The 22,350-nt window shown below is 64.5% G+C and carries 19 protein-coding genes; 15 read left to right on the top strand and 4 right to left on the bottom strand.

The genetic code is table 11. The annotated features are described in order from the left end of the window. Positions 1-30: 30 nt before the first annotated feature. Complete coding sequence (locus tag ABD742_RS18110) at positions 31-657, bottom strand: hypothetical protein (RefSeq protein ID WP_234751586.1); 627 nt, start codon at positions 655-657, stop codon at positions 31-33. 33 nt (positions 658-690) lie between these two features. Between ABD742_RS18110 and ABD742_RS18105 the strand changes: the two genes are divergently transcribed. The 8 genes from ABD742_RS18105 to wsfD all read left to right on the top strand — a co-directional run bounded on the left by ABD742_RS18105 (position 691) and on the right by wsfD (position 9,335). After that, positions 691-1,533 (top strand): inositol monophosphatase family protein, encoded by an 843-nt coding sequence (locus ABD742_RS18105; protein WP_234751587.1) that lies wholly within the window; start codon positions 691-693, stop codon positions 1,531-1,533. A 493-nt stretch (positions 1,534-2,026) separates the two neighbouring features. After that, a complete protein-coding gene (gene wecB, locus ABD742_RS18100; RefSeq protein WP_268819208.1) occupies positions 2,027-3,175 on the top strand; it encodes a non-hydrolyzing UDP-N-acetylglucosamine 2-epimerase in 1,149 nt (382 codons plus the stop codon). A 130-nt stretch (positions 3,176-3,305) separates the two neighbouring features. Beyond that, on the top strand, positions 3,306-4,592 hold the full coding sequence (locus tag ABD742_RS18095; protein ID WP_234751588.1) for a PVV-CTERM domain-containing choice-of-anchor G protein: 1,287 nt from the start codon (positions 3,306-3,308) through the stop codon (positions 4,590-4,592). A 46-nt stretch (positions 4,593-4,638) separates the two neighbouring features. Beyond that, positions 4,639-4,824 carry a hypothetical protein gene (locus ABD742_RS18090; protein WP_234751589.1) on the top strand — a complete coding sequence of 62 codons (186 nt, stop codon included), beginning with the start codon at positions 4,639-4,641 and terminating at the stop codon, positions 4,822-4,824. A 97-nt stretch (positions 4,825-4,921) separates the two neighbouring features. Beyond that, positions 4,922-6,283, top strand: coding sequence for an XrtP-associated glycosyltransferase (locus tag ABD742_RS18085; protein ID WP_234751590.1), 1,362 nt, complete (start codon positions 4,922-4,924; stop codon positions 6,281-6,283). Beyond that, a complete protein-coding gene (gene xrtS, locus ABD742_RS18080) occupies positions 6,283-6,858 on the top strand; it encodes an exosortase S (RefSeq protein ID WP_234751591.1) in 576 nt (191 codons plus the stop codon). The genes ABD742_RS18085 and xrtS overlap by 1 nt, the downstream gene beginning before the upstream one ends. Next, positions 6,848-7,708 (top strand): septum formation family protein, encoded by an 861-nt coding sequence (locus ABD742_RS18075; protein ID WP_234751592.1) that lies wholly within the window; start codon positions 6,848-6,850, stop codon positions 7,706-7,708. Before xrtS ends, ABD742_RS18075 begins: the two co-directional genes overlap by 11 nt. Then, positions 7,701-9,335 carry a glycan biosynthesis hexose transferase WsfD gene (wsfD, locus tag ABD742_RS18070; protein WP_234751593.1) on the top strand — a complete coding sequence of 545 codons (1,635 nt, stop codon included), beginning with the start codon at positions 7,701-7,703 and terminating at the stop codon, positions 9,333-9,335. Before ABD742_RS18075 ends, wsfD begins: the two co-directional genes overlap by 8 nt. Here wsfD and ABD742_RS18065 read toward each other — a convergent pair. The 3 genes from ABD742_RS18065 to ABD742_RS18055 are packed head-to-tail and all read right to left on the bottom strand — an operon-like array spanning position 9,332 to position 12,314. Further along, positions 9,332-9,988 carry a helix-turn-helix domain-containing protein gene (locus ABD742_RS18065; RefSeq protein WP_234751594.1) on the bottom strand — a complete coding sequence of 219 codons (657 nt, stop codon included), beginning with the start codon at positions 9,986-9,988 and terminating at the stop codon, positions 9,332-9,334. The genes wsfD and ABD742_RS18065 overlap by 4 nt on opposite strands. Continuing rightward, positions 9,976-11,121, bottom strand: a complete 1,146-nt coding sequence (locus ABD742_RS18060) for a hypothetical protein (RefSeq protein WP_234751595.1) — start codon at positions 11,119-11,121, stop codon at positions 9,976-9,978. The genes ABD742_RS18065 and ABD742_RS18060 overlap by 13 nt, the downstream gene beginning before the upstream one ends. A gap of 11 nt (positions 11,122-11,132) precedes the next feature. After that, complete coding sequence (locus ABD742_RS18055) at positions 11,133-12,314, bottom strand: sensor histidine kinase (protein ID WP_234751596.1); 1,182 nt, start codon at positions 12,312-12,314, stop codon at positions 11,133-11,135. A 179-nt stretch (positions 12,315-12,493) separates the two neighbouring features. Here ABD742_RS18055 and pcrA point away from each other — a divergent pair, with 179 nt between their 5' ends. From pcrA to iolD, 7 genes are all read left to right on the top strand, one after another. Next, complete coding sequence (gene pcrA, locus ABD742_RS18050) at positions 12,494-15,019, top strand: DNA helicase PcrA (RefSeq protein ID WP_372460939.1); 2,526 nt, start codon at positions 12,494-12,496, stop codon at positions 15,017-15,019. A gap of 284 nt (positions 15,020-15,303) precedes the next feature. Beyond that, positions 15,304-16,473 carry an ADP-forming succinate--CoA ligase subunit beta gene (sucC, locus tag ABD742_RS18045; RefSeq protein ID WP_234751598.1) on the top strand — a complete coding sequence of 390 codons (1,170 nt, stop codon included), beginning with the start codon at positions 15,304-15,306 and terminating at the stop codon, positions 16,471-16,473. A 12-nt stretch (positions 16,474-16,485) separates the two neighbouring features. Beyond that, complete coding sequence (gene sucD / locus ABD742_RS18040; protein WP_234751599.1) at positions 16,486-17,388, top strand: succinate--CoA ligase subunit alpha; 903 nt, start codon at positions 16,486-16,488, stop codon at positions 17,386-17,388. A 404-nt stretch (positions 17,389-17,792) separates the two neighbouring features. Beyond that, a complete protein-coding gene (locus tag ABD742_RS18035) occupies positions 17,793-18,197 on the top strand; it encodes a tautomerase family protein (protein WP_234751600.1) in 405 nt (134 codons plus the stop codon). 210 nt (positions 18,198-18,407) lie between these two features. Continuing rightward, a complete protein-coding gene (gene iolC, locus ABD742_RS18030) occupies positions 18,408-19,442 on the top strand; it encodes a 5-dehydro-2-deoxygluconokinase (protein WP_234751601.1) in 1,035 nt (344 codons plus the stop codon). Beyond that, positions 19,439-20,368, top strand: coding sequence for a Cgl0159 family (beta/alpha)8-fold protein (locus tag ABD742_RS18025; protein WP_234751602.1), 930 nt, complete (start codon positions 19,439-19,441; stop codon positions 20,366-20,368). The genes iolC and ABD742_RS18025 overlap by 4 nt, the downstream gene beginning before the upstream one ends. A 20-nt stretch (positions 20,369-20,388) precedes the next feature. After that, entirely contained in the window at positions 20,389-22,317 is a 1,929-nt protein-coding gene (gene iolD, locus ABD742_RS18020; protein ID WP_234751610.1) for a 3D-(3,5/4)-trihydroxycyclohexane-1,2-dione acylhydrolase (decyclizing), read from the top strand. Positions 22,318-22,350: the final 33 nt, after the last annotated feature.

The following is a 22,350-nucleotide window of genomic DNA, read 5'->3' as shown; positions in this document are numbered from 1 at the left end:
CAGGAGTGGCGCCGGCGGGCGGAGGCCTTGCTAGGCGCTCTTGGAACGCCGCCGGCCCAGGAACACAGCCGCGCCGCCAGCCACAAGGCTCAGCAGGAACAGCACCCAGCCCACAACGGTGAGCGTGGAAGCCAAAGCCACCTGGCCGGCGTCGGGCGTTGCAGATCCCAGCGCGGCGTCAACCGCCACGTTGCTCCACAAGCGGACCACCGCGAACAGCAGGGGAGCAGCCCACAGTGCCCAGCGCAGTGCTTTTCCGGCCACGTTGGTGCCAATGAGCAAAAGCCAGGTGAAGCCGAAGATCAGCGGAAACAGGGTTCCGGCGGTCTTGTGGATATAGCTGAGCTGGCCGCGGGCGTCGTCCGTCATGGCGCCATGCAATTGATGGACATAGTCGGTGGAGAACCCGCCGATGAGGGAATCGGGCATGGCCATGCCGCCGGACAACTGGGTCATCTGGTTCAGGGTCAGCAGGTGCACGTACCAGAACAGGAAAAGGCTGGCCACGACCCCGGCAATCACTATGAGGCGGCCGTTGTTCTGCGCCTTCCCGGGGGACCGCTGGGTGGTGGGATTGATCACCGACGGCAAGTGGTGCCGGGGGACGGCGGCATTGGCGCCATGCTTCTTGATGCGTTGGGCTGGGGTCTTGGCCATGTGATTCATTATCCCGCCACATAAGCTGGACCCATGACCACCGGCAGGCACTCCGCCACAGAACTTGATCCTTCGCTCGACGACTACGAACTCGCTGCGGCCCTGGTCCGGGAAGCCGGGCAGCTTGCCCTGCTGATGCGGATGGGCGGGTTGCAGGGAGAACGGAAGACCTCGGTTTCGGACGTAGTGACCGCCGCGGACCATGCGGCTGAGGCCTACGTCCTTGAGCAACTGCGCCGTTGCCGCCCGGGCGACGGTATCCTGGGTGAAGAAGGAAGCTCGGTGGCGGGAAGCAGCGGCCGCACCTGGGTGATCGATCCCGTGGACGGTACCTACAATTTCCTGCACGGCTCCACGTATTGGTGCTCGGCGATTGCCTTGAAGCACGACCGTCCGGCCTCACATGGGGTCGCCTCGGATGCCGACGTGATCCTCGGGGCTATCTATCAACCGGAGCTGGACAAGCTCTGGACCGGCGGCGAAGGCCACCCCGCCACCCTCAACGACGAACGGATCCCGGGACCGTCGGGAGCTGCCCTCAGTCAACTCGGTGCCGCGACCTACATCCACCCAACCTGGCTTGCAGATCCCCGGGCCGCCATGCCCTGGCACGCTGCAGCGGTGTCCGCAGCGTCACTGCGAATGTTCGGTTCCGGCTCCTGCGATCTCGGCCGCGTGGCCGACGGCGAGCTGGGATGCTGGTTCCAACACAGCTGCCCCGAGTGGGACTGGCTCCCCGGCAAGGCGATCGTCCGCGCGGCAGGCGGGGACACCGACGTCGTGCGGGTCAACGGCCTGGACTGGTTCCTCGCGGGAGGCCCGACGGCGGTCCGCGAGTTGCGTGCGGCGCTCACCTCGGTGCCGCAACTCGCCTGAGCATGCGCTCTCCTTGGTGTGAGGGGTGGACATAGTGCTGCGGTTCCTGTGAGCATGCGCTCTCCTTGGCGTGAGGAATGGACATAGTCCTGTTATGTCCAGTGGTTCAAGCAAGCAGGGGGCATGTCCCCTGGGGGCCGCGCGGAGTTTGTGCTGTCGTGGACATTTCACGCTGCGGTTCCTGTGAGCATGCGCTCTCCTTCGCGTGAGGGGTGGACATAGTGCTGTTATGTCCAGTGGTTCAAGCAAGCAGGGGGCATGTCCCTTGGGGGCCGCGCGGAGTTTGTGCTGCCGTGGTCATTTCACGCTGCGGTTCCTGTGAGCATGCGCTCTCCTTGGTGTGAGGGGTGGACATAGTCCTGTTATGTCCAGTGGTTCAAGCAAGGAGGGGGCATGTCCCTTGGAGGGGGATTGACCCTATTGGGGAGTACCCCTCGCACGGCGCTGGGCAGTTGCTAATCTCCGGACGGCAGCTCAAGCCCAGGGGGAAAATTTGGATAACCGCACTGTCCTGCTCGTTTACGGCACCCGACCGGAGGCCATCAAAATGGCGCCGCTGGTCCATGCCTTGCGTGCAACCGGCCGTTACAAGGCGCCAGTAGCAGTGACCGGGCAGCACCGGGAAATGCTGGACCAGGTCAACGCGCTCTTCGGAATCCACCCGGAGCATGACCTGAACATCATCCAGCCCCGCCAGACCCTTGCCGGGATCACGGAAAAGACCTTGCAGGGAGTCACGGAAGTCCTCCACGACGTCAGGCCGGACGCGGTAGTGGTCCAGGGAGACACCACCACCGCCATGGCCGCAGGGCTGGCGGCGTTCTACCAGGGAATTCCCGTGGTCCACCTTGAGGCCGGACTACGCAGCGGCAACCTGAATTCACCATTTCCAGAGGAAGCGAACCGCCGCTTGCTCGGACAAATCACCACGCTGCATCTCGCGCCCACCTGCACAGGCAGGGACAACCTGCTGTCCGAGGGCATCCCAGCGGAGAACATCGCGGTCACCGGAAATACGGTCATCGACGCGCTGCTGGGGACAGTCAAACGGGACGTTGAGTTTGCGGAACCCGCACTCCGCACCGTCACCGATTCAGGCCGCAGAATCCTGTTGGTGACTCTCCACCGCCGTGAAAACCTGGGCCAGGCCATGGTGGGCGTAGGCAGGGCGCTCGCGCGGATCGCGGCCCGGTGCCCCGAAGTGGAGATCGTCCTTCCCGTGCACCGGAATCCAGCTGTGCGGGAGGCGGTCCTGCCGGAAGTCGCGGGCGTCCCGAACATCACCATCACGGAACCCCTCGGCTACGTGCACTTCACCAAGCTCCTGAGCCTGTGCCACGTGGTCCTCACGGACTCGGGCGGGGTCCAGGAAGAGGCGCCGGCTCTCGGGAAGCCCGTCCTGGTGATGCGTGACAACACCGAACGCCCTGAGGCCGTGGCGGCCGGCACGGCGCGGCTTATCGGGACGGATGAGCAAACCATCGTGGACGCCGTCAGCGCCCTGATGGGGAACGACGCGCTGTATTCGGCGATGGCCACGGCAGTGAACCCCTACGGCGACGGCGGCGCAGCCGACCGTGCCGTGGCGGCCATCGACTCCATGTTGGGGATGGGTCAGCGACGCCCGGACTTCGTCGCTTAACCCATTCGGGTACCTTCAGGATGCGCTCGCCGAGCGCCTTGTTTACTTTCTCCACGGGGGGACGTGCGTCCTCCAAGGTTTCAGTTGCAGCGCGCCCGGCGTGATTGCAACTCTCACGAGGGGGCAATACTTGAAAACGAGACACAGGACATGGTCGGCCGCGGTGGGCGTCAGCGCCGTCGTAGCGCTGGGTTTCGGCCTGGTTGCGGCACCAGCAGCCACGGCCGGACCCGCTGACGTTATTTCCTCGGGCAGCGGACAGATTATCGACGGCAGTGTCCTTGCGATGCCGAACTTTGCGGGTGTGGCATCAAATGGCGCGGCAACGGCCCAGCAGATCGGCACACCGCCGTCCGGCCCGGCGGTCATTGAAAACAGCACTCCGCTGGATCTTTCCGCCGCCTTTGGCGTCGTGAACGTCGGTGCGGGAAACATTCCGTTGCTGGGCAACAACGGCATCATCCAGCTGGGCGCCGTCAGCCAGTATGGCAAGGCCGTCAATGACGGGTCCTCGGCGGCGTTTTCCGGTACGGTTTCAGGCGCACCAGGCCTCGTCAGCCTGCCCGGCGGCCTGCCGACGTCGGGAAGCCCCGGCATCCCGGCGGCTGAAATCAAAGCGGGCACGGCCAACATCCTTGGTGGCGCCGATCTCGTGAACCTGGATCTGAAGATCACTACGCTGGCCGCCGCCGCCAAGCAGGACCAGGGGGCAGCTCCCGCCGGCGCCTATTCCGTTGCCGGCGTATCGGCTGATCTTGGCGGAACGGTCATTGGCGGAGTCGCCGGCACGATTGGCACTGCCATCAACACCGCCAACCTTGTCCTGGGTCCCTTGGGCGTCACTGTGGCGAATCCTGTTGCAGCTGGCACGATCTCCATCACCGAGGCAGACCTCCTGGCCGTTGCCGGTGTGCCGAGCCTGAACGCCCTGCCCCCTGGCACGGACCTCGTTTCGTTCCTGCCGCAGGCTGTTGCCGCCAAGATCACCAGCCTGGTCAACTCCACGCTGGCCAGCGCGACCGCTGCGGTCAACGCCCTCGGACCGATTGCGCAGATCACGGCCGGCCCCGCACTGGCTGTCCTGACCACCGCCCTGAACGGCGTCGTCTCCGGAGTGTCGTCGACCATCGTGACCCCGTTGTCCAACGCCTTGACCGCATTGGTCTCGGCCAAGGTCAACGTACAGCAAACAAGCGGGGGCATCTTCACCGAGCGTGCGCTCCAGGTGGGTGTAGCGGGCGGCAGCATCGCCACTGTCAACCTGGCCAACGCCTCCGTGGGTCCGAACTTGCTGGCAGCAGCAATCCCGCTGGTCAACAAGGACACCTTGGCCATCAGCGGCGCAGCGGCATTGCTGGCATTTGTTTGCTGGTTGTTCTTCCGGGCACGCCGTCGGGCCGCGGTTCTGGCGGTCTGATTGTGCCAGCCCGCAACAAACAAGAACAACGGAAGGAACGTGCAACATGTACGGAAATAGCACGATGACAGGGGGAGCGGTGGCGGGCGGCGGAACGCTCGCTGTCACCGGAGCGCCGGCCCTTGGCTGGGTCATCCTTCTGGGTATTGCGTTGTTGATTGCCGGGTTCGTGGTCCTCCGCAACAGCAGGTTCAAGACCGCGAAGCGGGCTGCGGGCCGCAAGGATTCCTGACCGCATCATCCGCGGGGCGGCCCTACCTCAGGGGGCTGCCCCGCTTCAACTTTTCTTGAAACGGCCATATACGGCCTCAAAGCACTATCGGGGAGACATGTCAGTACTCGAGTCCGCGCAAGCTCTGGCATTCGTGCTGTTGGTGGTGTTCCTGGCCTACATCTGCGTGATCCTGGTTCCGTTCCTGCGCAGGACTCCCGATCCGGAGGGAACACCGGGAGGCTTCAGCTGGCACGTGTTCATTCCGTGCCGCGACGAGGAAACAGTGATTGGGAATACCTTGGCGAAGCTGCGGGGACAATTTCCCGAGGCTCACGTCTGGGTTGTGGACGATGCCAGTGAAGACGCCACGGCCCACATCGTGCAGAGCGCATCCGGGGCCGACCCCTTGGTTCACCTTGTGCGCCGTTTTCTCCCGGACGCCCGTTCGGGCAAGGGTGATGCGCTGAACGCCGCGTACCGGGCACTGGACGATTGGCTGCCTTCCGGCGTCGACCGTGAAACGGTGATCGTCATGGTGCTCGACGCCGATGGGCTCATGTCCGAAAATGCGTTCCGGCAGGCCGCCGGTCCGCTTGCCTTCGGGGATCCTGAGGTGGGAGCCGCGCAGACCGCTGTGTGGATGTCCAATGTGGATGACCCGGCACTTAAGACGGCTACTGGACTCGGACGTGTGAAGCAAGGCTTCGCCCGGTACCTCATCCTCATGCAGGACATGGAGTTCCGCACCACCATCGCCGCCATGCAGTCGCTCCGCCGCCACACCTTGACCGTTGGCTTAGGCGGCAACGGGCAGTTCACCCGGCTTTCCGCCCTCGACACGATTGCCAGGACCTCCGGGCAACCGTGGCACGGAGCCCTCCTGGAGGATTACGAGCTTGCGATCCACGTGATGCTGAGCGGCTACAAGACCGTATACATGCATGATGCCCACGTGTCCCAGGAGGCACTCCCGGGGCTTCGCCGACTGCTGACCCAGAGGACCCGCTGGTGCCACGGCGGAATGCAGTGCAGCAGCTACCTGGGGCGAATTTTCGAGTCTCCCTACTTCAGCAACATCGGGGCCATCGAATGCAGCTATTTCCTGGTCCAACCGTTCATCCAGATCCTCGGCCTGGTCTTGTGGCCCACGCTGTTCATCACGATGGTGGCCCAGGGCTCCCTGACGATGGGTGGCTTCCAGGCCTGGCTGGCAGCGTCCTGGTTCATCGTCCCGCTCATCGTTGTCACAGGCATCGCGCCGTTCGCCTTGTGGGGTCCCGTCTACCGCAAGCAGGCAGCCCCGGACAAGAGCCGCCTGGTGGGAGTCCTGTGGGGCGTCGGTTACTGGCTCTACATGTACCAGAACTACGTGTCCGTGTTGAGGGCAACATACCGCTTGGTCACGGGACGCCACGGCTGGGCGAAAACCCGGCGCAACAATGAGAACGACGCCCAGCTGTTAGCGAAGGAAGCCTAGTGTCCGCAAGTGTCGAGTACTCCGCAGACCCACAAAGGCCACCCGGTCCACGCGCCGCATCGATCCGCACGGGCCAGGGCGGGCTTCTCCCCGGCCTGGCATGTTTGGCGGCGGCTGTCCTGGCCATGCTGCAACAGGAAAGCATCCGTAGTTTCGAGGCCTGGGCCGTGGCCTGGGTGTTCGATCGGGTGCTCGGAGGCTCGTCCTACAGCGTCCGCGACATCATTTTCCACAACATCGGCGCTGGGCAACCGTTCGGCCTGATGGTGACCGGATTATGCTCCAGCGCGGTACTGATCGCTCCCGTCCTGGCCCTGTCCGGTGTTTTGTTCCTCATGGGCCGCATCGCGGTGCCACGATTGGCCCGCGCCGCCGCTTCGGCATTGCTGATTGTCGTTGTCAGCAACGGCTTGAGGTTCTTCATGATTGCTGGCGCACAGCAGGCCTGGGGCGAGCAGGGTTTCAGTATCATGCACCATTTCCTTGGTTCTTTCGTGGTGATCACCGGTTTTGCGGCGGCCATCATTGTCCTGGTCCGCGCAGGCAGGACCAGCCGGGGTCGGCATGCCGCGTAGCTGGGCGAAATGGGCGACATCGGGGGCTGCAGCGTTGCTGCTTGCAGGGATCCTGAGTGGATGCAACCAGACCCTTCCCGGGGTGCCCACCGGCAACCCGGCCGTGGGCGAGTGCCACCTGATTGTCTCGCCGGAACAATTCGACGCCGTCAGCGAACCGAGCCCGCCGGTTGCCTGCACGAAGGAGCACATAGCCCAGACCTACAAGGTCACGCAGGTTCCGGCTCCCTTGTCAGGGCAGGGAACAAGGCCGGGACAAGAGCAGCTCAAGGCACTCACCGCGCGGCTGTGCGACGTTGCCTCGCTCCGGACGTATCTCGGCGCCGGTGAACGCGACGGCACAACAGGGCTGGCCATCGCTGCTTACGCCCCGAGCCGGGACGACTGGGAACGCGGCGCCCGGGCCGTGCGTTGCGACGTGCTCCTGACCGCGAATGACGGCGCACCCCGGACTACCGCTCTGGATCTCAGGGGCGTGCTGGCTGGCCCTGACTCGGCCGCCTTGCGGCTCTGCTATCGGCAGGAACTCGCGGACGGCCAGTTGAGCGACGACGGCGCCGATGTTCCGTGTACCGAACCCCACACCGCGGAGGACATCAGCGCGTGGTTCAACCTGGAGAGCAGTGTGGCCACTCCCGCCGCGCGAAACGAGCGGTGCCTGCCTTATGCCTTGCAGTTCCTCGGCGCTGACGCACTCCCCGCCGGAATCACGCTGCGTCCGATCATCCGGACGGTGAACGGCGCGCACACGGTGCGGTGCGCCGTCGCGCCCTTGCAGTCCAATGTGCAGTCCAGTCCAGGCACCATCACCGGCACGCTCGCGCCGGCGGGAGGGCAGAGGCGTGGTTGACGCACGGCCGGATGTCCCGGAATCCGAACCGCCAACAAGGTTCGCCCCGGAACCGCTCCGTCGGAAGAGCGAGCCCGCGAGCCCGCTGCGCTCCGCGGTCGCCTACCTGGCCAGGACGTTCGGGCCGGGGGAGGTGGGGTTGGGCGAGGTGAGGTCGGGCGCGCCGGGGTCACCCCGCCTCCGCGGCGTTGCCCTGTTGTCCGGGACCCTTGCCTCGCTCGTCATGATCGTCCGCTTGTTCGTGCCCCAAACCGTTGGCATGGCCGAGCAAGGGGCCGGTCAACAACTGCTTTGTTCGCTGGGCGTTCGGAACCTCAGGCCGTGGGGCTACACGGACTTCACGAATTTCATCCATCCGAGCTGGGTGCCGCACCAGTACTTCGGTGAGGCTTGCGGCTTCACTGGATCCGGAGAGCCCGTCTATTCCTCACAATTGCTGCTCTTGTGGCTCGGCAAATGGCTCACGCCGGTGCTGGGTTGGGGACCGGGCCTGGATACGCGGGCGGTGGGGATTGTCTGCTGTGTTGTCTTCGGCGCCCTCGTCGCCGGATTCGTGGCGGCGTTGCCGGGCCGGAGACCGTTCCGGGTGCTGATCGCTGCGCTCGTCACGCTGCTCACGGCGGACGGGGTCTTCGCGGACTTCTTCGTGTCGCCCTACAGCGAACCCGCCGCGATACTCGGGACACTTGCCTTGGCGGTGGCGCTGCTTCGCTACTGGAACAGCGGAAGGCCACGCTGGGCGTCGGTGCTGATGGTGGTCTTCGCGGCCGCGTTCACGGTCTCGGCCATGCCGCAAATGGTGTCGTGGTTGCCGGCGGTTGCCCTGGCTCTCCTGTGGTTGCCTTCGGACGCCCGACGGCGGGCGAGCTCCGCGCGTCGTCGGTGGCAGGCGTTCGTGATGCCCGCGGCAGCCGTGGTCGTCATTGCGGGGGTTGCCGTGGCGTTCCTCGCGGTTGAGCCGAAGCGCGCTACCGAAGTGAATCTCTACCACACTGTCTTCGCGTCGATCCTGCCCGACAGCCCGGATCCCGTCGCGGATTTGAAGTGGCTGGGACTGGACCGGAGTTTCGTGACGGCCGTGGGCAGCACCATGGACTCCATCAATTCAGCGGTGCACAACCCGCATTATCCGCAGTTCGGGGAACAGATCAATCCTGGCAAGATCGCCACGTTCTTTGCCACCCACCCGGAACGCCTGATCGGCCTGGGGGAGCGGGGGATCAGCGCCCTGCTCACGCCCGAACTCAGTGATGCGGGATCGTACATGGCGGATTCGGGCCAAGGTCCCGGCGTCAAGGAACGCCGGGTGCCTGTTGTCCTGGGCCTGTACACGGCGATGAAAGCAGCACCGGTTGCGTTGCTTGGCCTCCACCTGTTGACACTACTATTGGGCCTCGCTGTTGCCGCTCGACGGAAGTCCGGAATAGGGCGCCTTGCCGTGGTGATGGTCCTCGGCTGCTGGGCGCAGTTCTGGGTTGTCCTGATTTTGGAGGGGCAGCCGGAGATCCACCGCCAGATGATTGTGGCCGGGTTCATGTCGGCGTTGTGCGTTCCGCTCTTGGTGGCGTTGGTGAGCATTCTTGCGTCGAAATCGACCCAGCCACAGTCGCAGCCGCACGTCCTTTAGCTCAGCCAGCCGTCTTTCCGAAGCTGTTCCTGAAGGCTGATGATGTTTCCCACGTTGAAGCCCGCGGCTGCATAGCGTTGACGGACCCGGTGCAGGTGGGACTTGACCGTCTGCTCGCTGATCGCCAAAAGCTCCGCCACGTCCCTGATGCTTCGAGGCGTGGGTCCAAGGTACAGCTCCACTAGCCGCCGTTCCCTGACTGACAACTCGACCCTCGTGCTGGCTGTTGACTCAAGCATGCCCTTGATATCCGGATGAAGGTATCGCCGGCCTGATGCCGCCGCGTGGATCGCGGCCGCGGTATGGCCAGGATCGGCGGACTTGGGCACAATGGCCAGCGCGCCTGCGTCGAGGGCTGAATTGATCGCCATCACAGGCTGCCGGTCCGCCAGCAGGACTACCTGCATCCCCGACGCCCTCAGCGAGGTGACGATGCCGGAAAGATTCGGGGCTTCGCTTCCGTGAAGTTCACCGACGACGGCGACATCGGCCTTGGCCGCCCCGTCACCTTGGGCTATGCCGCCTTCGGGAGGCCAGGAAGAGGCGCCGGCCAGGACGCGGATTTCCGGAGCGTTCATGAGAAGCCACTGCGACAAAGAGTCGATCAAGAGCTGGTGGCGGTCGATGAGCAGGACGCGGGTCAAGGTCGCCACCCCGCTGTGTCAACCACGATGCTGCAGCCTTCCCGGTCATTGCTCGCTTTTGCACGGCCCAGAGAATCCAGCTCAGTCCACAACAAAGGTGGGAGCTGATTCTTGTGGACTCCGCCAATGCGCCATGTCAGGCGTACACCGTCCTGGCCGGACTTCTCGGCAAAGAAGTGGATGTGGTGTGCCTCCCCTGGCCGTGGAGCGGCGCCGCCCCTGTGCGTGCCCCGCAACGTGGCGCCCACAGCCATCAGCATGGTGGCAGCCAGGATGGCCGGGCGTGAGCTCTCCGGCAGCTCTTCCACCACGTCAGTGGGCTGGGAAATGATGACGCTGCCGCCCAGGCCTTCCAGTTCCAACGCCTCTGCAAGCCAATTGTCGGACCATTCCTCCAGCAACAACTGGCGCAAATGACCCGCAAGCTCCCTCGCTTCCCGGGCCACCGCGGGGTCCAAGGGCACGGACGGTGCCTGCGCCACCTTGGCAAACATTTCATCGATCTGGGTCTTGGTGATCGCCAGTTCGAGCTCCCGTGCGGACGTTTTGGCGTTGATGGCCCGGGTCAGGGCGTCGAGCCGTCCGCTCAGGCCGCTCGCCCCCTTCCGCTGGATGGCTTCCCTGCGCAGCAAAACGCTCACAGTTCCGACCACACCGCGAAGGAGCGAAAGGAACAGGATGTTCGACATTGTTCGTGGGTCAGCTCCAGGAGTGAAGGCGTAGGGGGCTGAATTGACCGCCGCGGTCGCGAGCGTAAGGGCGACGAATCCACGAAGATTCCAGCGGTGGCACACAAGGAGGACCGCGACGGCGGAGAGCAGGGCATTCGCTCCGATCAGGGCGAGCCCCGGTTCCTGCACGGTGGCCAATGCCGCGCAGCAAGTGGAAGCGGTGGCCAGGACCAGCCACGTGCCACGCAGATTGGCCAGCCGGCCCCGGGGCGTAGCGGCATCGGATGCCTGGACGGCGACGAGGAGTCCCAACAAGTCGAGACCGGTAGCCAGGACGTGCCAGGGGGCAGCGCCCATCTTGCTGCCTGCTTCAAAAGCGAGGTAGGAATTGAGGATCCACAGCACGACGCAGGCTGTCGCCAAGATTCCACGGGACACGAAGAGGGGTCCCTCCACGCTGGTCCGCGACATAGCCCGCATTGTCATGCGGCCGCCGCTTCGAGCAGGATCGTGGTGCCCCGTCCAGGCGCGGAAAAGACCTGTGCGTGTCCACCGGCATCGCGCATCCGGGCGAGGACGGATTCCTTGACGCCCAGCCTGTCGGCGGGGAGCTTCGAAGGGTCAAATCCACAACCGGAATCGCTGACTACTACTGATAAGTGATCCGAGGTCCTGGAGAGAAGGACATCCACATGTCCTGCGCCGGCGTGCCTGTCGGCGTTCAGGATGCATTCATCCACTGCTGCCAGCAAGGCGGCCTGGACAGGTTCGGTCAGCGGTCCGGACATCCCGTGGATCTCCACGCTGAAGCCGTCCCGTGCCCGTTTCTCGGCGATCCGCCGCAGCCGAACGGCGAGGTCGCCGGGTTCCGGTGCCTCGGGGGGTGGCGAAGCGCCAAAGTCGACGCCGGTCCATCTTGGCAGCGCGGGTCGCGGTCGGGCCGTCGTTCCCAAGGAGGTGCCGGCGTCGAGCATTTCGCCCAGTTCCTTCGAGGAGAGCCCGGCGCCTTGGCGGCCGATCACGGTGAGGGTGCGCAAGGCGGTGTCGTGCAAATGCCTCGTGTTCCAGGCCACGGAGCTGCGCCGGTTCTGTGCCACGATGTTGGCTGCCACGGATTCCTGGCGCACTGCGAAATCTCCCCAATACAGGGCCAAAGCCCGCGGTCCGCCAAGCCGCATCGCCAAGGTGATGATCCAGGTCGCCGCCAGTATGAAAGCGCTCGCGGGACGGACGCCCACCGCCGAAGCGGAGAGAAGCGTGTAGCCCAGGACGAGAAGGAACGCGAAGGATGTGAACAGGATTGAGCGCCAGGTTTTGCGCATCGAGAGGACAAGGACGGAACTTGCCGAAAGGACCAGGGCGTAAGCGAGGAAAACGGGATTGAACTCGTCGCGTTGTTCGGAGCCCAACAGTTCCGCGAGCAGGATCAGCCCGAGCAGAACCGCCAGTCGCTGTGGCCACGCATCCGAGTGGAGCATCAGTGCGAAGCAGGCGAGGACCACGGCAAGGACAAGGTAGGCGCCCACGAATTCCCACGGCTCGAGCCGCTTGGCCGCAGCCAGGAAGAAGCTTGAGGAAGTGGTGATGCACAACCCCAGGAGGGTTCCGTATTTCGACACCACGCCGGGGCGGCGCGTAGTCCAAACCCCTCGTTTTCCCCGCATGCCGTTCCTTCGGATGTGTCCCTGAGCCAGCGAACTTGTAGCTTCCAAGAAGCATAATTGGGAGAGAGCTTCGCAACCGCGGTATTTCCCGCCTGAGCCGGTATTTGACGGATACCGAGGAAGATCATGCGGGTCCTCCGGTGTCAGGGCCACCGCCTAGACTGGTAAACACCATGGATATGTTGTTTGACCCGTACGCGGATGGCCCCTTCAAAGCTGCAAGCACAGCTGCCACCAAGGCCGCTCCGGCCATGCTTTCACGCGCCGGAAGCGGCGCTGCGCCTGGCGACTCTGCGCCCGGTGGGGGTGCGTCCTGGGGTGGCACGCTCGGCGGTGGGCAAGACCGGGGCCACTCGGGCTTGCCGTCTGCGGAGGCATTGCTCGAAGGGTTGAACCCCCAGCAGGAGGAAGCGGTCAAACATGCCGGCGGCCCCTTGCTGATCGTGGCCGGAGCGGGTTCGGGCAAAACGCGCGTGCTGTCTAACCGCATTGCGTACCTGATTGCCACCAGACGGGCCCACCACGGCGAGATCCTGGCCATCACCTTCACCAACAAGGCGGCCGCGGAAATGCGGGAACGCATCGAGGCCCTGGTGGGTGCCCGCGCCAAGTCCATGTGGATCTCCACGTTCCACTCCTCCTGCGTGCGCATCCTGCGGCGCGAAGCCACAAACGTGGGGTTGAAGTCCAACTTCTCCATCTACGACTCCGCCGACTCCTTGCGGCTCATCACTCTCGTAGCGAAGAACCTGGACCTGGACCCCAAGAAGTTTGCGCCCAAAGCCATCCAGCACAAGATCTCGGCCCTCAAGAACGAGCTCATCGACGACGACGCGTTTGCGTCGAGCGCCAACTACAACGAACCCTTCGAACAGGCCGTCGCCGAGGTCTTCAAGGGCTACACGCAGCGCTTGCGCCAGGCCAATGCCATGGACTTCGATGACCTCATCGCGCAGACCGTCTACATGTTCCGGGCCTTCCCCGCGCTCGCAGAGTCCTACCGGCGTCGATTCCGTCACGTCCTCGTGGACGAATACCAGGACACCAACCACGCCCAGTACGCATTGGTCCGCGAAATCGTCGGCGAGGGTCCCCAGGCAAGCGAGCTGACCGTCGTCGGCGACTCCGACCAATCCATCTACGCCTTCCGTGGTGCGGACATCCGCAACATCGTCGAATTCGAGAAGGACTACCCGGAGGCCCGCACGATCAAGTTGGAGCAGAACTACCGTTCCACCCAGAACATCCTGAGCGCGGCGAACTCCGTTATTTCGCGCAACCCCAACCGCCCGGACAAGAAACTCTGGACGGCCGAGGGCGACGGCGAGAAGATCATCGGCTACGTGGGGGAGAACGAGCACGACGAAGCCCAGTTCATCGCCAAGGAAATCGACCGGCTCCAGGACGAGGAAGGCCTGCGTCCCGGCGACGTCGCCATTTTCTACCGCACCAACGCCCAGTCCCGCTCCATTGAAGACGTCCTCGTCCGCGTCGGCCTGCCGTACAAAGTGGTGGGTGGCACCCGCTTCTACGAGCGCAAGGAAATCAAGGACGCCCTCGCGTACCTTCGCGTCCTGGTGAACGCGGACGACGACGTCAATTTGCGTCGCGTCCTCAACGAACCCAAGCGGGGAATCGGCGATCGTGCCGAAGGTGCCGTGGCGGCGCTCGCCGAACGCGAACGGACGTCGTTCATGACTGCGGCACGCAAAGCCGACCAGGCTCCCGGGATGGCCACCCGCTCCGTGAACGCGGTCCTGGGCTTCGTGAAACTCCTGGATGACCTGGCCGAAGTGGCCTCAGGTTCCGGGGCCGCAGCAGCTTTGGAAGCTGTCCTGGAACAGACCGGTTACCTTGCCGGGCTCCGCGCCAGCACCGATCCGCAAGACGAATCCCGCGTGGAAAACCTCGCCGAATTGGTGGCGGTGGTCCGGGAATACGAGCGCGACAACCCCGAAGGCTCGCTGGGTGAGTTCCTGGAGCAAGTCTCCCTCGTAGCCGATGCCGACCAGATCCCGGACGCTCCGGAGGGAACCTCCGAGGACGCTGCCGCCGCCGTGGCAGAAGCCAAGCGGATGGGCGTGGTCACCCTCATGACCCTCCACACGGCCAAGGGCCTGGAATTCCCTGTAGTCTTCCTGACCGGCATGGAACACGGGCTGTTCCCGCATCAGCGTTCCGCGACGGATCCAAAGGAACTGGCAGAAGAGCGTCGCCTGGCCTATGTGGGCCTCACCCGTGCACGGAAGCGCCTCTACGTGACCCGTTCGGAGGTCCGCAGCATGTGGGGCCAGAGCCAATACAACCCCGCCAGCCAATTCCTTGAGGAAATCCCCACGGGTCTCGTGGAGTGGAAGCGCGAAGGCACCTCCCGCCAAGTGAGCGGCTGGGGCAACGCCCCTATCGGTTCCGGGCGTTACGGCGGATCCTTCTGGGGCGCCGGAACGTCGCGCGGGGCTGCCGCCAGCGCGACGGCGGGCTTCAACGCCGACGTGCCGGCCGCCGTCGTACGCAGCCGTGTCCAGCCGCAAAAGGAAGTGGTCGCCGTCGTCGTGGGGGACAAAGTGAACCACACGAGCTTCGGCAACGGCACCGTGATCGGCATCGAAGGCGCCGGAGACAAGACCGTGGCGAAGGTGAAGTTCGACGTCGGGGAGAAACGGCTGCTGTTGCGTTACGCGCCGCTGACCAAACTGGATTCCTAGCGGCTCCGGGCGGCCTGCCGTCCTGGCATGACGGTGCCTGGACGCGCCGGAAAACCGCGTCATATAGCGGTTTTTCTACGGTCGATAGAAGTGTGTGCTTACTCACTTAACGGGTACTGTAGAACAGGCTGGCCTCCCCGGGGGGCTAAAGTTCGAGAGGAACTTGCGCAATGTGACCGGCTGCCTGGCGGCCGTTCGATGCGCACCTATCCGCAGCCGGTTTTCGCGGTCACCGTGGTTTCCGGCTGTACAGAAACTACTTCGACGTAGAAGGACACTAAACCGTGGACCTGTTTGAATATCAGGCGCGCGATATGTTCGAAGCGCACGGTGTACCCGTGCTCGCCGGCATCGTGGCGCACACTCCTGAAGAAGCAAAGGCTGCTGCCGAGAACATCGGCGGCGTGACCGTCGTCAAGGCGCAGGTAAAGGTCGGTGGCCGTGGCAAGGCTGGCGGTGTCAAGGTCGCAAAGTCCGCTGACGAAGCGCTTGAGCACGCCACCAACATCCTTGGCATGGACATCAAGGGCCACACCGTCAACAAGGTCATGATCGCCCAAGGCGCCGACATTGCTGAGGAATACTACTTCTCCGTCCTGCTGGACCGGGCCAACCGCAACTACCTGGCCATGTGCTCGGTTGAAGGTGGCATGGAAATCGAGCAGCTTGCTGTTGAGCGCCCCGAGGCACTCGCCAAGGTCGCCATCGATCCCGCCGTCGGAATCGACCAGGCCAAGGCCGACGAAATCGTTGCCGCTGCTGGTTTCCCCGAGGAACTGCGTGGCAAGGTTGCTTCCGTCATCCTGAAGCTCTGGGACGTCTTCAAGAAGGAAGACGCAACCCTTGTTGAGGTCAACCCCTTGGTCAAGACCGGCGCTGGCGACATCGTTGCCCTTGACGGCAAGGTCTCGCTGGACGAGAACGCCGGCTTCCGCCACCCCAAGCACGCTCACCTTGAGGACAAGGACGCGGCTGACCCGCTCGAGGCCAAGGCCAAGGCGCAGGACCTCAACTACGTGAAGCTTGACGGCTCGGTTGGCATCATCGGCAACGGCGCCGGTCTTGTGATGTCCACCCTCGACGTCGTGGCTTACGCAGGCGAAAACCACGGCAACGTCAAGCCGGCCAACTTCCTGGACATCGGCGGTGGAGCCTCCGCTGAGGTCATGGCCGCCGGCCTGGACGTCATCCTCGGTGACGAGCAGGTCAAGAGCGTTTTCGTGAACGTCTTCGGCGGCATCACCGCGTGTGACGCCGTGGCAAAGGGCATCGTCGGTGCACTGGCCGAGCTTGGTGTCCATGCCAACAAGCCGTTGGTTGTCCGTCTCGATGGCAACAATGTCGAAGAGGGCCGCCGCATCCTGGCCGAGGCCAACCACCCGCTGGTTACCCTGGCAGCCACCATGGACGAGGGCGCCGACAAGGCCGCCGAGCTCGCCAACGCAGCGAAGTAAAGGGACCTCACAATGTCTATTTATCTGAACAAGGACTCCAAGGTCATCGTCCAGGGCATCACCGGCGGCGAAGGCACCAAACACACCGCCCTGATGCTCAAGGCCGGCACCAACATCGTCGGTGGCGTCAACGCCCGTAAGGCCGGCACCACCGTGCTGCACGGCGACAAAGAAATCACCGTCTTCGGCACTGTCAAGGAAGCCATTGCGGAGACCGGCGCCGACGTCTCGATCGTCTTCGTTCCGCCGGCATTCACCAAGTCCGCCGTCGTCGAAGCCATCGAAGCAGGCATCGGCCTGGTTGTTGTCATCACCGAAGGCGTGCCGGTTCAGGACTCCGCCGAGTTCTGGGCACTCGCACAGGCCACGGTGGACACTGACGGCAAGCAGATCACCCGCATCATCGGGCCGAACTGCCCCGGCATCATCACCCCGGGCGAAGCCCTGGTTGGCATCACCCCGGCAAACATCACGGGCAAGGGCCCCATCGGCTTGGTCTCCAAGTCCGGTACCTTGACCTACCAGATGATGTACGAACTGCGCGACCTAGGCTTCTCCACCGCCATCGGCATCGGTGGCGACCCCGTCATCGGTACCACGCACATCGACGCCCTGGCTGCGTTCGAGGCTGACCCGGAGACCAAGGCCATCGTCATGATCGGCGAAATCGGTGGCGACGCCGAAGAGCGCGCAGCCGACTTCATCAAGGCCAACGTCACCAAGCCGGTTGTCGGCTACGTTGCAGGCTTCACCGCCCCCGAGGGCAAGACCATGGGCCACGCAGGCGCCATCGTTTCCGGTTCCGCGGGTACGGCACAGGCCAAGAAGGAAGCTCTCGAAGCTGCGGGCGTGAAGGTCGGCAAGACGCCGTCCGAGACCGCCAAGCTCCTCCGCGAGGTCTTCGCAACCCTCTAGGACACAACACCAAATCAGGGCCCACGGACGCGAGGGACCCGCCGCGAGCTTGCGAGCGGTGGGAGCGTCTGGGGATGGCGCCCGTCACCTTCCACGTGAAGGTGACGGGCGCCGTCGTTGTTTAACTGTTGGACGGCCGGGCGGGCGTTGCCACGACAAACGCTCGCTCACCTTTGGCGGCCTTTTCACAAACGCTCGCTCACCTTTGAAGGCTTTTGGCCCGACGCTCGCTCACATCTTGTGAGCGAGCGTTGGCGGTTAAAGCCGGATAGGTGAGCGAGCGTTGGTGGTTAAGGCCATATATGTGAGCGAGCGTCCATGTGGGAGGGGCGTCAGGGCCGCCCTCTTGTGATGCGATTCGATAGTTTGTTAGTATGTCAGGACAAACTATTCAAGGAGAGCAGATGCCCCTCGTCCGCATTGATGTCAACGAAGGCCGCACACCAGGGCAGCTCGGTGACCTTAGCAAGCGAATCCACGATGCCATCCTCGCCGAGTACGGCATCCCCGAGCGTGACTACTTCCACATCATCACTGAGCATCCCGCAGGCCAGATTGTTGCGCAGGATGCCGGCCTCGGTTTCGAACGAAGTACCGGCGTGGTCATGATCCAGATATTCACCCAGGGCGGGCGGAGTCGCGAAGCCAAGCAGTCCCTGTTCGCCGCCATCGCCGCCGGGCTCGGCGAGATAGGTGTCGCCGGTGAGGATGTCTTCCTTGGGTATGTGGAAAACAGTGCCGATGACTGGTCCTTCGGCTTTGGCCGCGCCCAGTATGTCACTGGCGAGCTTGCCGTTCCCGCACGGTAAGTCCGGTGTTTCGGGGCGGATTCAAGCCTAACTCACCGCGTGGTTTAGGCCATTACGTTTCGTTGTAAATATGTCAGTACAAACCTTTGACAGGACATGAATTCTGGTGCAAAGTAGTGGTTGTGGCCCCGCTCACTGCGGGCCGGCAAAAGCACCGGAGCTCTCACCGTCCCGCAAGAAGAGTTCACTACAGAAAGGTCCGCGATCACCGTGACCCACGAACTGCTCACCATCGGGCGCATCAGCGTTGATATCTACCCGAACGACATCGGTGTGGGACTGGAGGACGTGCAGTCCTTCGGCAAGTATCTTGGCGGCTCGCCGTCCAACGTGGCTGTTGCCGCCGCCCGCCACGGCCGCCGATCCGGCGTGATTACGCGAACGGGTGATGACCCCTTCGGCATCTACCTGCACCGCGAGCTGCGCAAGTTCAAGGTCGACGACGCATTCGTCACCCCGGTGCCGGGCCTTCAGACCCCGGCCACGTTCTGCGCTATCCAGCCTCCGCACGACTTCCCGTTGTACTTCTACGGCCGTTTCCCGACGGCGCCGGACCTGCAGATCAAGGCTGAGGAACTCGACCTGGAGGCCATCAAGGGCGCCGGCATCTTCTGGTCCACCGTGACCGGTCTCTGCCAGGAGCCCAGCCGTTCCGCCCACCTCGCGGCGCACGAAGCCCGGCCCCGCACCGGACTGGGCGAGGGCCAGTACACCATCCTGGACCTGGACTACCGCCCCATGTTCTGGGCGTCCGAGGATGAGGCCCGGGCAGAGGTCGCCAAGATCCTCCCGCACGTCACGGTGGCCATCGGCAATGACAAGGAATGTGCCGTCGCAGTAGGCGAGGGAACCCCGGACGAGCAGGCCGACCGCCTCCTGGCCGCCGGCGTCGAGATCGCCGTCGTCAAGCTCGGCCCCGAAGGTGTCATGGCCAAGACCCGCACCGAACGCGTTGTCTCTGCTCCTGTTCCCGTCGAGACCGTCAACGGCCTGGGCGCCGGCGACTCCTTCGGCGGCGCCTTCTGCCACGGCCTGCTGTCCGGCTGGCCTTTGGCCCAGATCCTGGACTACGCCAATGCCGCAGGCGCGATCGTCGCCTCCCGCGTCTCCTGCGCCGACGCGATGCCGACGCCGGAGGAAGTCACCTCGTTGCTCGCCGAACGCGGCCGCCTGACCCCGGCCGGCGCCGCCGGCACCGAGGCAGCAGCTTCCCACGCAGCAGTTTCCGAAGGAGCAACACGTTGAGCTTCAATGATGACCCCCGCCGTTACGAGCACCTCAGTGCCATCCGGCTTGAAGATCCCGACGCCGTTGCCCGCGCCGCTGCCGCACGTCGCCGCCACCCGGGCCTGAAGTACGGGACCCAGAACTTCATCGTGGCCGCCGACCACCCGGCCCGCGGCGCCCTGAGCGTCGGTTCGGACCCGGTGGCCATGGCGGACCGCCGCGATCTTTTGGACCGGCTGCAGATCGCTTTGGCGAATCCCGCCGTCGACGGTGTCCTGGCCTCGCCGGACATCATGGACGATCTGCTCCTGCTCGGCGCCCTTGAGGTCAAGCTTGTTTTCGGCTCGATGAACCGCGGCGGCCTCGCCGGGCTGGTCAACGAAATCGATGACCGCTTCACGGGCCACACCGCAGCCGCCCTGGACGCCCTCGGTGCCGATGGCGGGAAGATGCTCACCCGGATCTGCCTCGGGGACCCGGACACGGCGTCGATCCTGGAAGCCACAGCCAAAGCCGTAGACTCCCTCGCCGCGCGCAAGCTCATCGCGATGGTGGAGCCTTTTCTGTCCGTCCGTGAGGCGAACGGCAAGGTCCGCAACGATCTTTCCCCGGACGCCGTGATCAAGTCGGTCGCGATTGCGCAGGGCCTGGGTTCCACGAGCGCCTACACCTGGATGAAGCTCCCGGTCGTGGCGGAGATGGAACGCGTCATGGCCGCCACCACGCTGCCCACGGTCCTGTTGGGCGGAGATCCGGATGCGGGCCAGGATGAGGTCTTCGCCAGCTGGCAGGCAGCGCTTGCCCTGCCCGGAGTCCAAGGATTGACTGTGGGACGGACCCTTCTGTATCCGGCCGACGGGGATGTTGCCGGAGCCGTGGCCACCGCCGCCTCGCTCTTGAAGACGACAGAGCTGCTGAAGACACCTGCGAAAGTATCGGAGTAAGAGTAATGTCAACGCGCAGAATGACGGTCGCCCAGGCGGTTGTCGAGTTCCTGTCCAAGCAGTACACGGTGGACACCATCGGCGGGAGCGAGTACCGGGAGCGCCTGATCCCGGGCACCTTCGGGATCTTCGGACACGGCAACGTCGCCGGCGTCGGCCAGGCCCTCAAGCAGTACCAGCAGCTTGATCCGGCGATCATGCCGTACTACCAAGGCCGCAACGAGCAGGCCCAGGCGCACCAGGCTGTCGGCTACGCCCGGCACACCCGCCGCCGGCAGACCTTCGCGATCAGCACCTCGATCGGCCCGGGTTCCTCGAACTTGCTGACGGGTGCGGCCCTGGCCACCACCAACCGGCTGCCGGTGCTGCTGCTGCCGAGCGACACCTTCGCCACTCGCGCGGCTGACCCGGTGCTGCAGCAGCTCGAGCTGCCCTACGCCTACGACATCACGGTCAACGACGCCTTCCGTCCGCTCTCGAAGTTCTTCGACCGGGTGTCCCGGCCCGAGCAGTTGTTCTCGGCGTTCCACCACGGCTTGCGCGTCCTGACGGACCCGGCCGAGACCGGCGCCGTGACCATTTCGCTGCCGCAGGATGTCCAGGCCGAGGCCTTGGATGTCCCGGAAGAATTCCTGGCCGAGCGTGAGTGGCGGATCCGCCGGCCCGAAGCCGACGACGACGACATCCGCCGCGCGGCCGAAGCCATCCGTGCCGCGAAGCGTCCGCTAATCATCGCCGGGGGCGGCGTCCTCTACGCCTTCGCCAACGAGGAACTCGCCAAGTTCGCCGAACTGACCGGCATTCCGGTGGGCAACACCCAGGCCGGCGTCGGCGTCCTGCCGTGGGACCACCAGTTCTCGCTCGGAGCCATCGGCTCCACGGGCACGACGGCGGCGAACGCGATCGCTGCCGAGGCTGACTTGATCATCGGCATCGGTACCCGTTACGAGGACTTCACGACGGCGTCGCGCACTGCGTTCCAGAACCCCGACGTAAAGTTCGTGAACATCAACGTGGCGGCGATCGACGCGTACAAGCACGGCACCGTGCTGCCGATCGTCGCCGACGCCCGCAAGGCCCTCGTCAAGCTGAACCAGGCGCTCGGCGGCTACCGTGTCGGCGCGGACCTCGAGCAGAAGATCGCGGACGAGAAGAAGCGCTGGGACGGTATCGTGGACGAAGCCTTCGACACCCGCCACACGCCGCTTCCGGCCCAGAACGAGATCATCGGCGCCACCAACCGGGCCATGGATGAGCAGGACGTTGTCATTTGCGCCGCCGGTTCCCTGCCCGGTGACCTGCACAAGATGTGGCGCGTCCGGGATCCGTTCGGCTACCACGTGGAATACGCCTACTCCTGCATGGGCTACGAAATCCCAGGTGGCCTGGGCGTCAAGCGCGCCGCGTTGGCCGAGGCCGTCGCGGGCGGCAAGGACCGCGACGTCGTGGTCATGGTGGGGGACGGCTCCTACCTGATGATGCACACCGAACTGGTCACCGCCGTCGCCGAACGCATCAAACTGATCGTCGTCCTGATCCAGAACCACGGTTACGCCTCCATCGGTTCGCTCTCCGAATCTCTGGGCTCGCAGCGTTTCGGCACCCAGTATCGGGTCCTGGACAAGGAACAGCACTCCTTCGACGCTGGCGAGAACCTGCCCATCGACCTGGCCCTCAACGCCGAGTCCCTCGGCGCGAAGGTGATCCGGATCGAACCGGGCGAGAAGGTCATCGCCGAACTCGAACAAGCGATCCGCGACGCGAAAGCGGCACCGGAAGAAACCGGACCGATCGTCATCCACGTCGAATCGGATCCCCTGCTGGACGCCCCGAGCTCCGAATCCTGGTGGGACGTTCCCGTCTCGCAAGTCTCCGAACTCGAATCCACCCAGCAGGCCTACCAGACGTACACAGACCACAAAAACCGCCAGCGCAAGCTGCTCGGCTAACCCCCTCAAGCTTCAGACCTCTTCAAAGCCACA

It is taken from the genome of Arthrobacter ramosus, assembly GCF_039535095.1.
In the GTDB taxonomy this organism is placed as follows: domain Bacteria; phylum Actinomycetota; class Actinomycetes; order Actinomycetales; family Micrococcaceae; genus Arthrobacter; species Arthrobacter ramosus.
The sequence above is the reverse complement of the archived record's forward strand: the minus strand, read 5'-3'. Positions and strand labels throughout refer to the sequence as shown.

Coding starts and splice junctions, on each gene's coding strand:
- ABD742_RS18110 (WP_234751586.1), bottom strand. CDS start 657: ATGGCCAAGACCCCAGCCCAACGCATCAAGAAGCATGGCGCCAATGCC.
- ABD742_RS18105 (WP_234751587.1), top strand. CDS start 691: ATGACCACCGGCAGGCACTCCGCCACAGAACTTGATCCTTCGCTCGAC.
- ABD742_RS18090 (WP_234751589.1), top strand. CDS start 4,639: ATGTACGGAAATAGCACGATGACAGGGGGAGCGGTGGCGGGCGGCGGA.
- ABD742_RS18085 (WP_234751590.1), top strand. CDS start 4,922: ATGTCAGTACTCGAGTCCGCGCAAGCTCTGGCATTCGTGCTGTTGGTG.
- ABD742_RS18075 (WP_234751592.1), top strand. CDS start 6,848: ATGCCGCGTAGCTGGGCGAAATGGGCGACATCGGGGGCTGCAGCGTTG.
- ABD742_RS18060 (WP_234751595.1), bottom strand. CDS start 11,121: ATGTCGCGGACCAGCGTGGAGGGACCCCTCTTCGTGTCCCGTGGAATC.
- ABD742_RS18055 (WP_234751596.1), bottom strand. CDS start 12,314: ATGCGGGGAAAACGAGGGGTTTGGACTACGCGCCGCCCCGGCGTGGTG.
- pcrA (WP_372460939.1), top strand. CDS start 12,494: ATGTTGTTTGACCCGTACGCGGATGGCCCCTTCAAAGCTGCAAGCACA.
- sucD (WP_234751599.1), top strand. CDS start 16,486: ATGTCTATTTATCTGAACAAGGACTCCAAGGTCATCGTCCAGGGCATC.
- ABD742_RS18035 (WP_234751600.1), top strand. CDS start 17,793: ATGCCCCTCGTCCGCATTGATGTCAACGAAGGCCGCACACCAGGGCAG.
- iolD (WP_234751610.1), top strand. CDS start 20,389: ATGACGGTCGCCCAGGCGGTTGTCGAGTTCCTGTCCAAGCAGTACACG.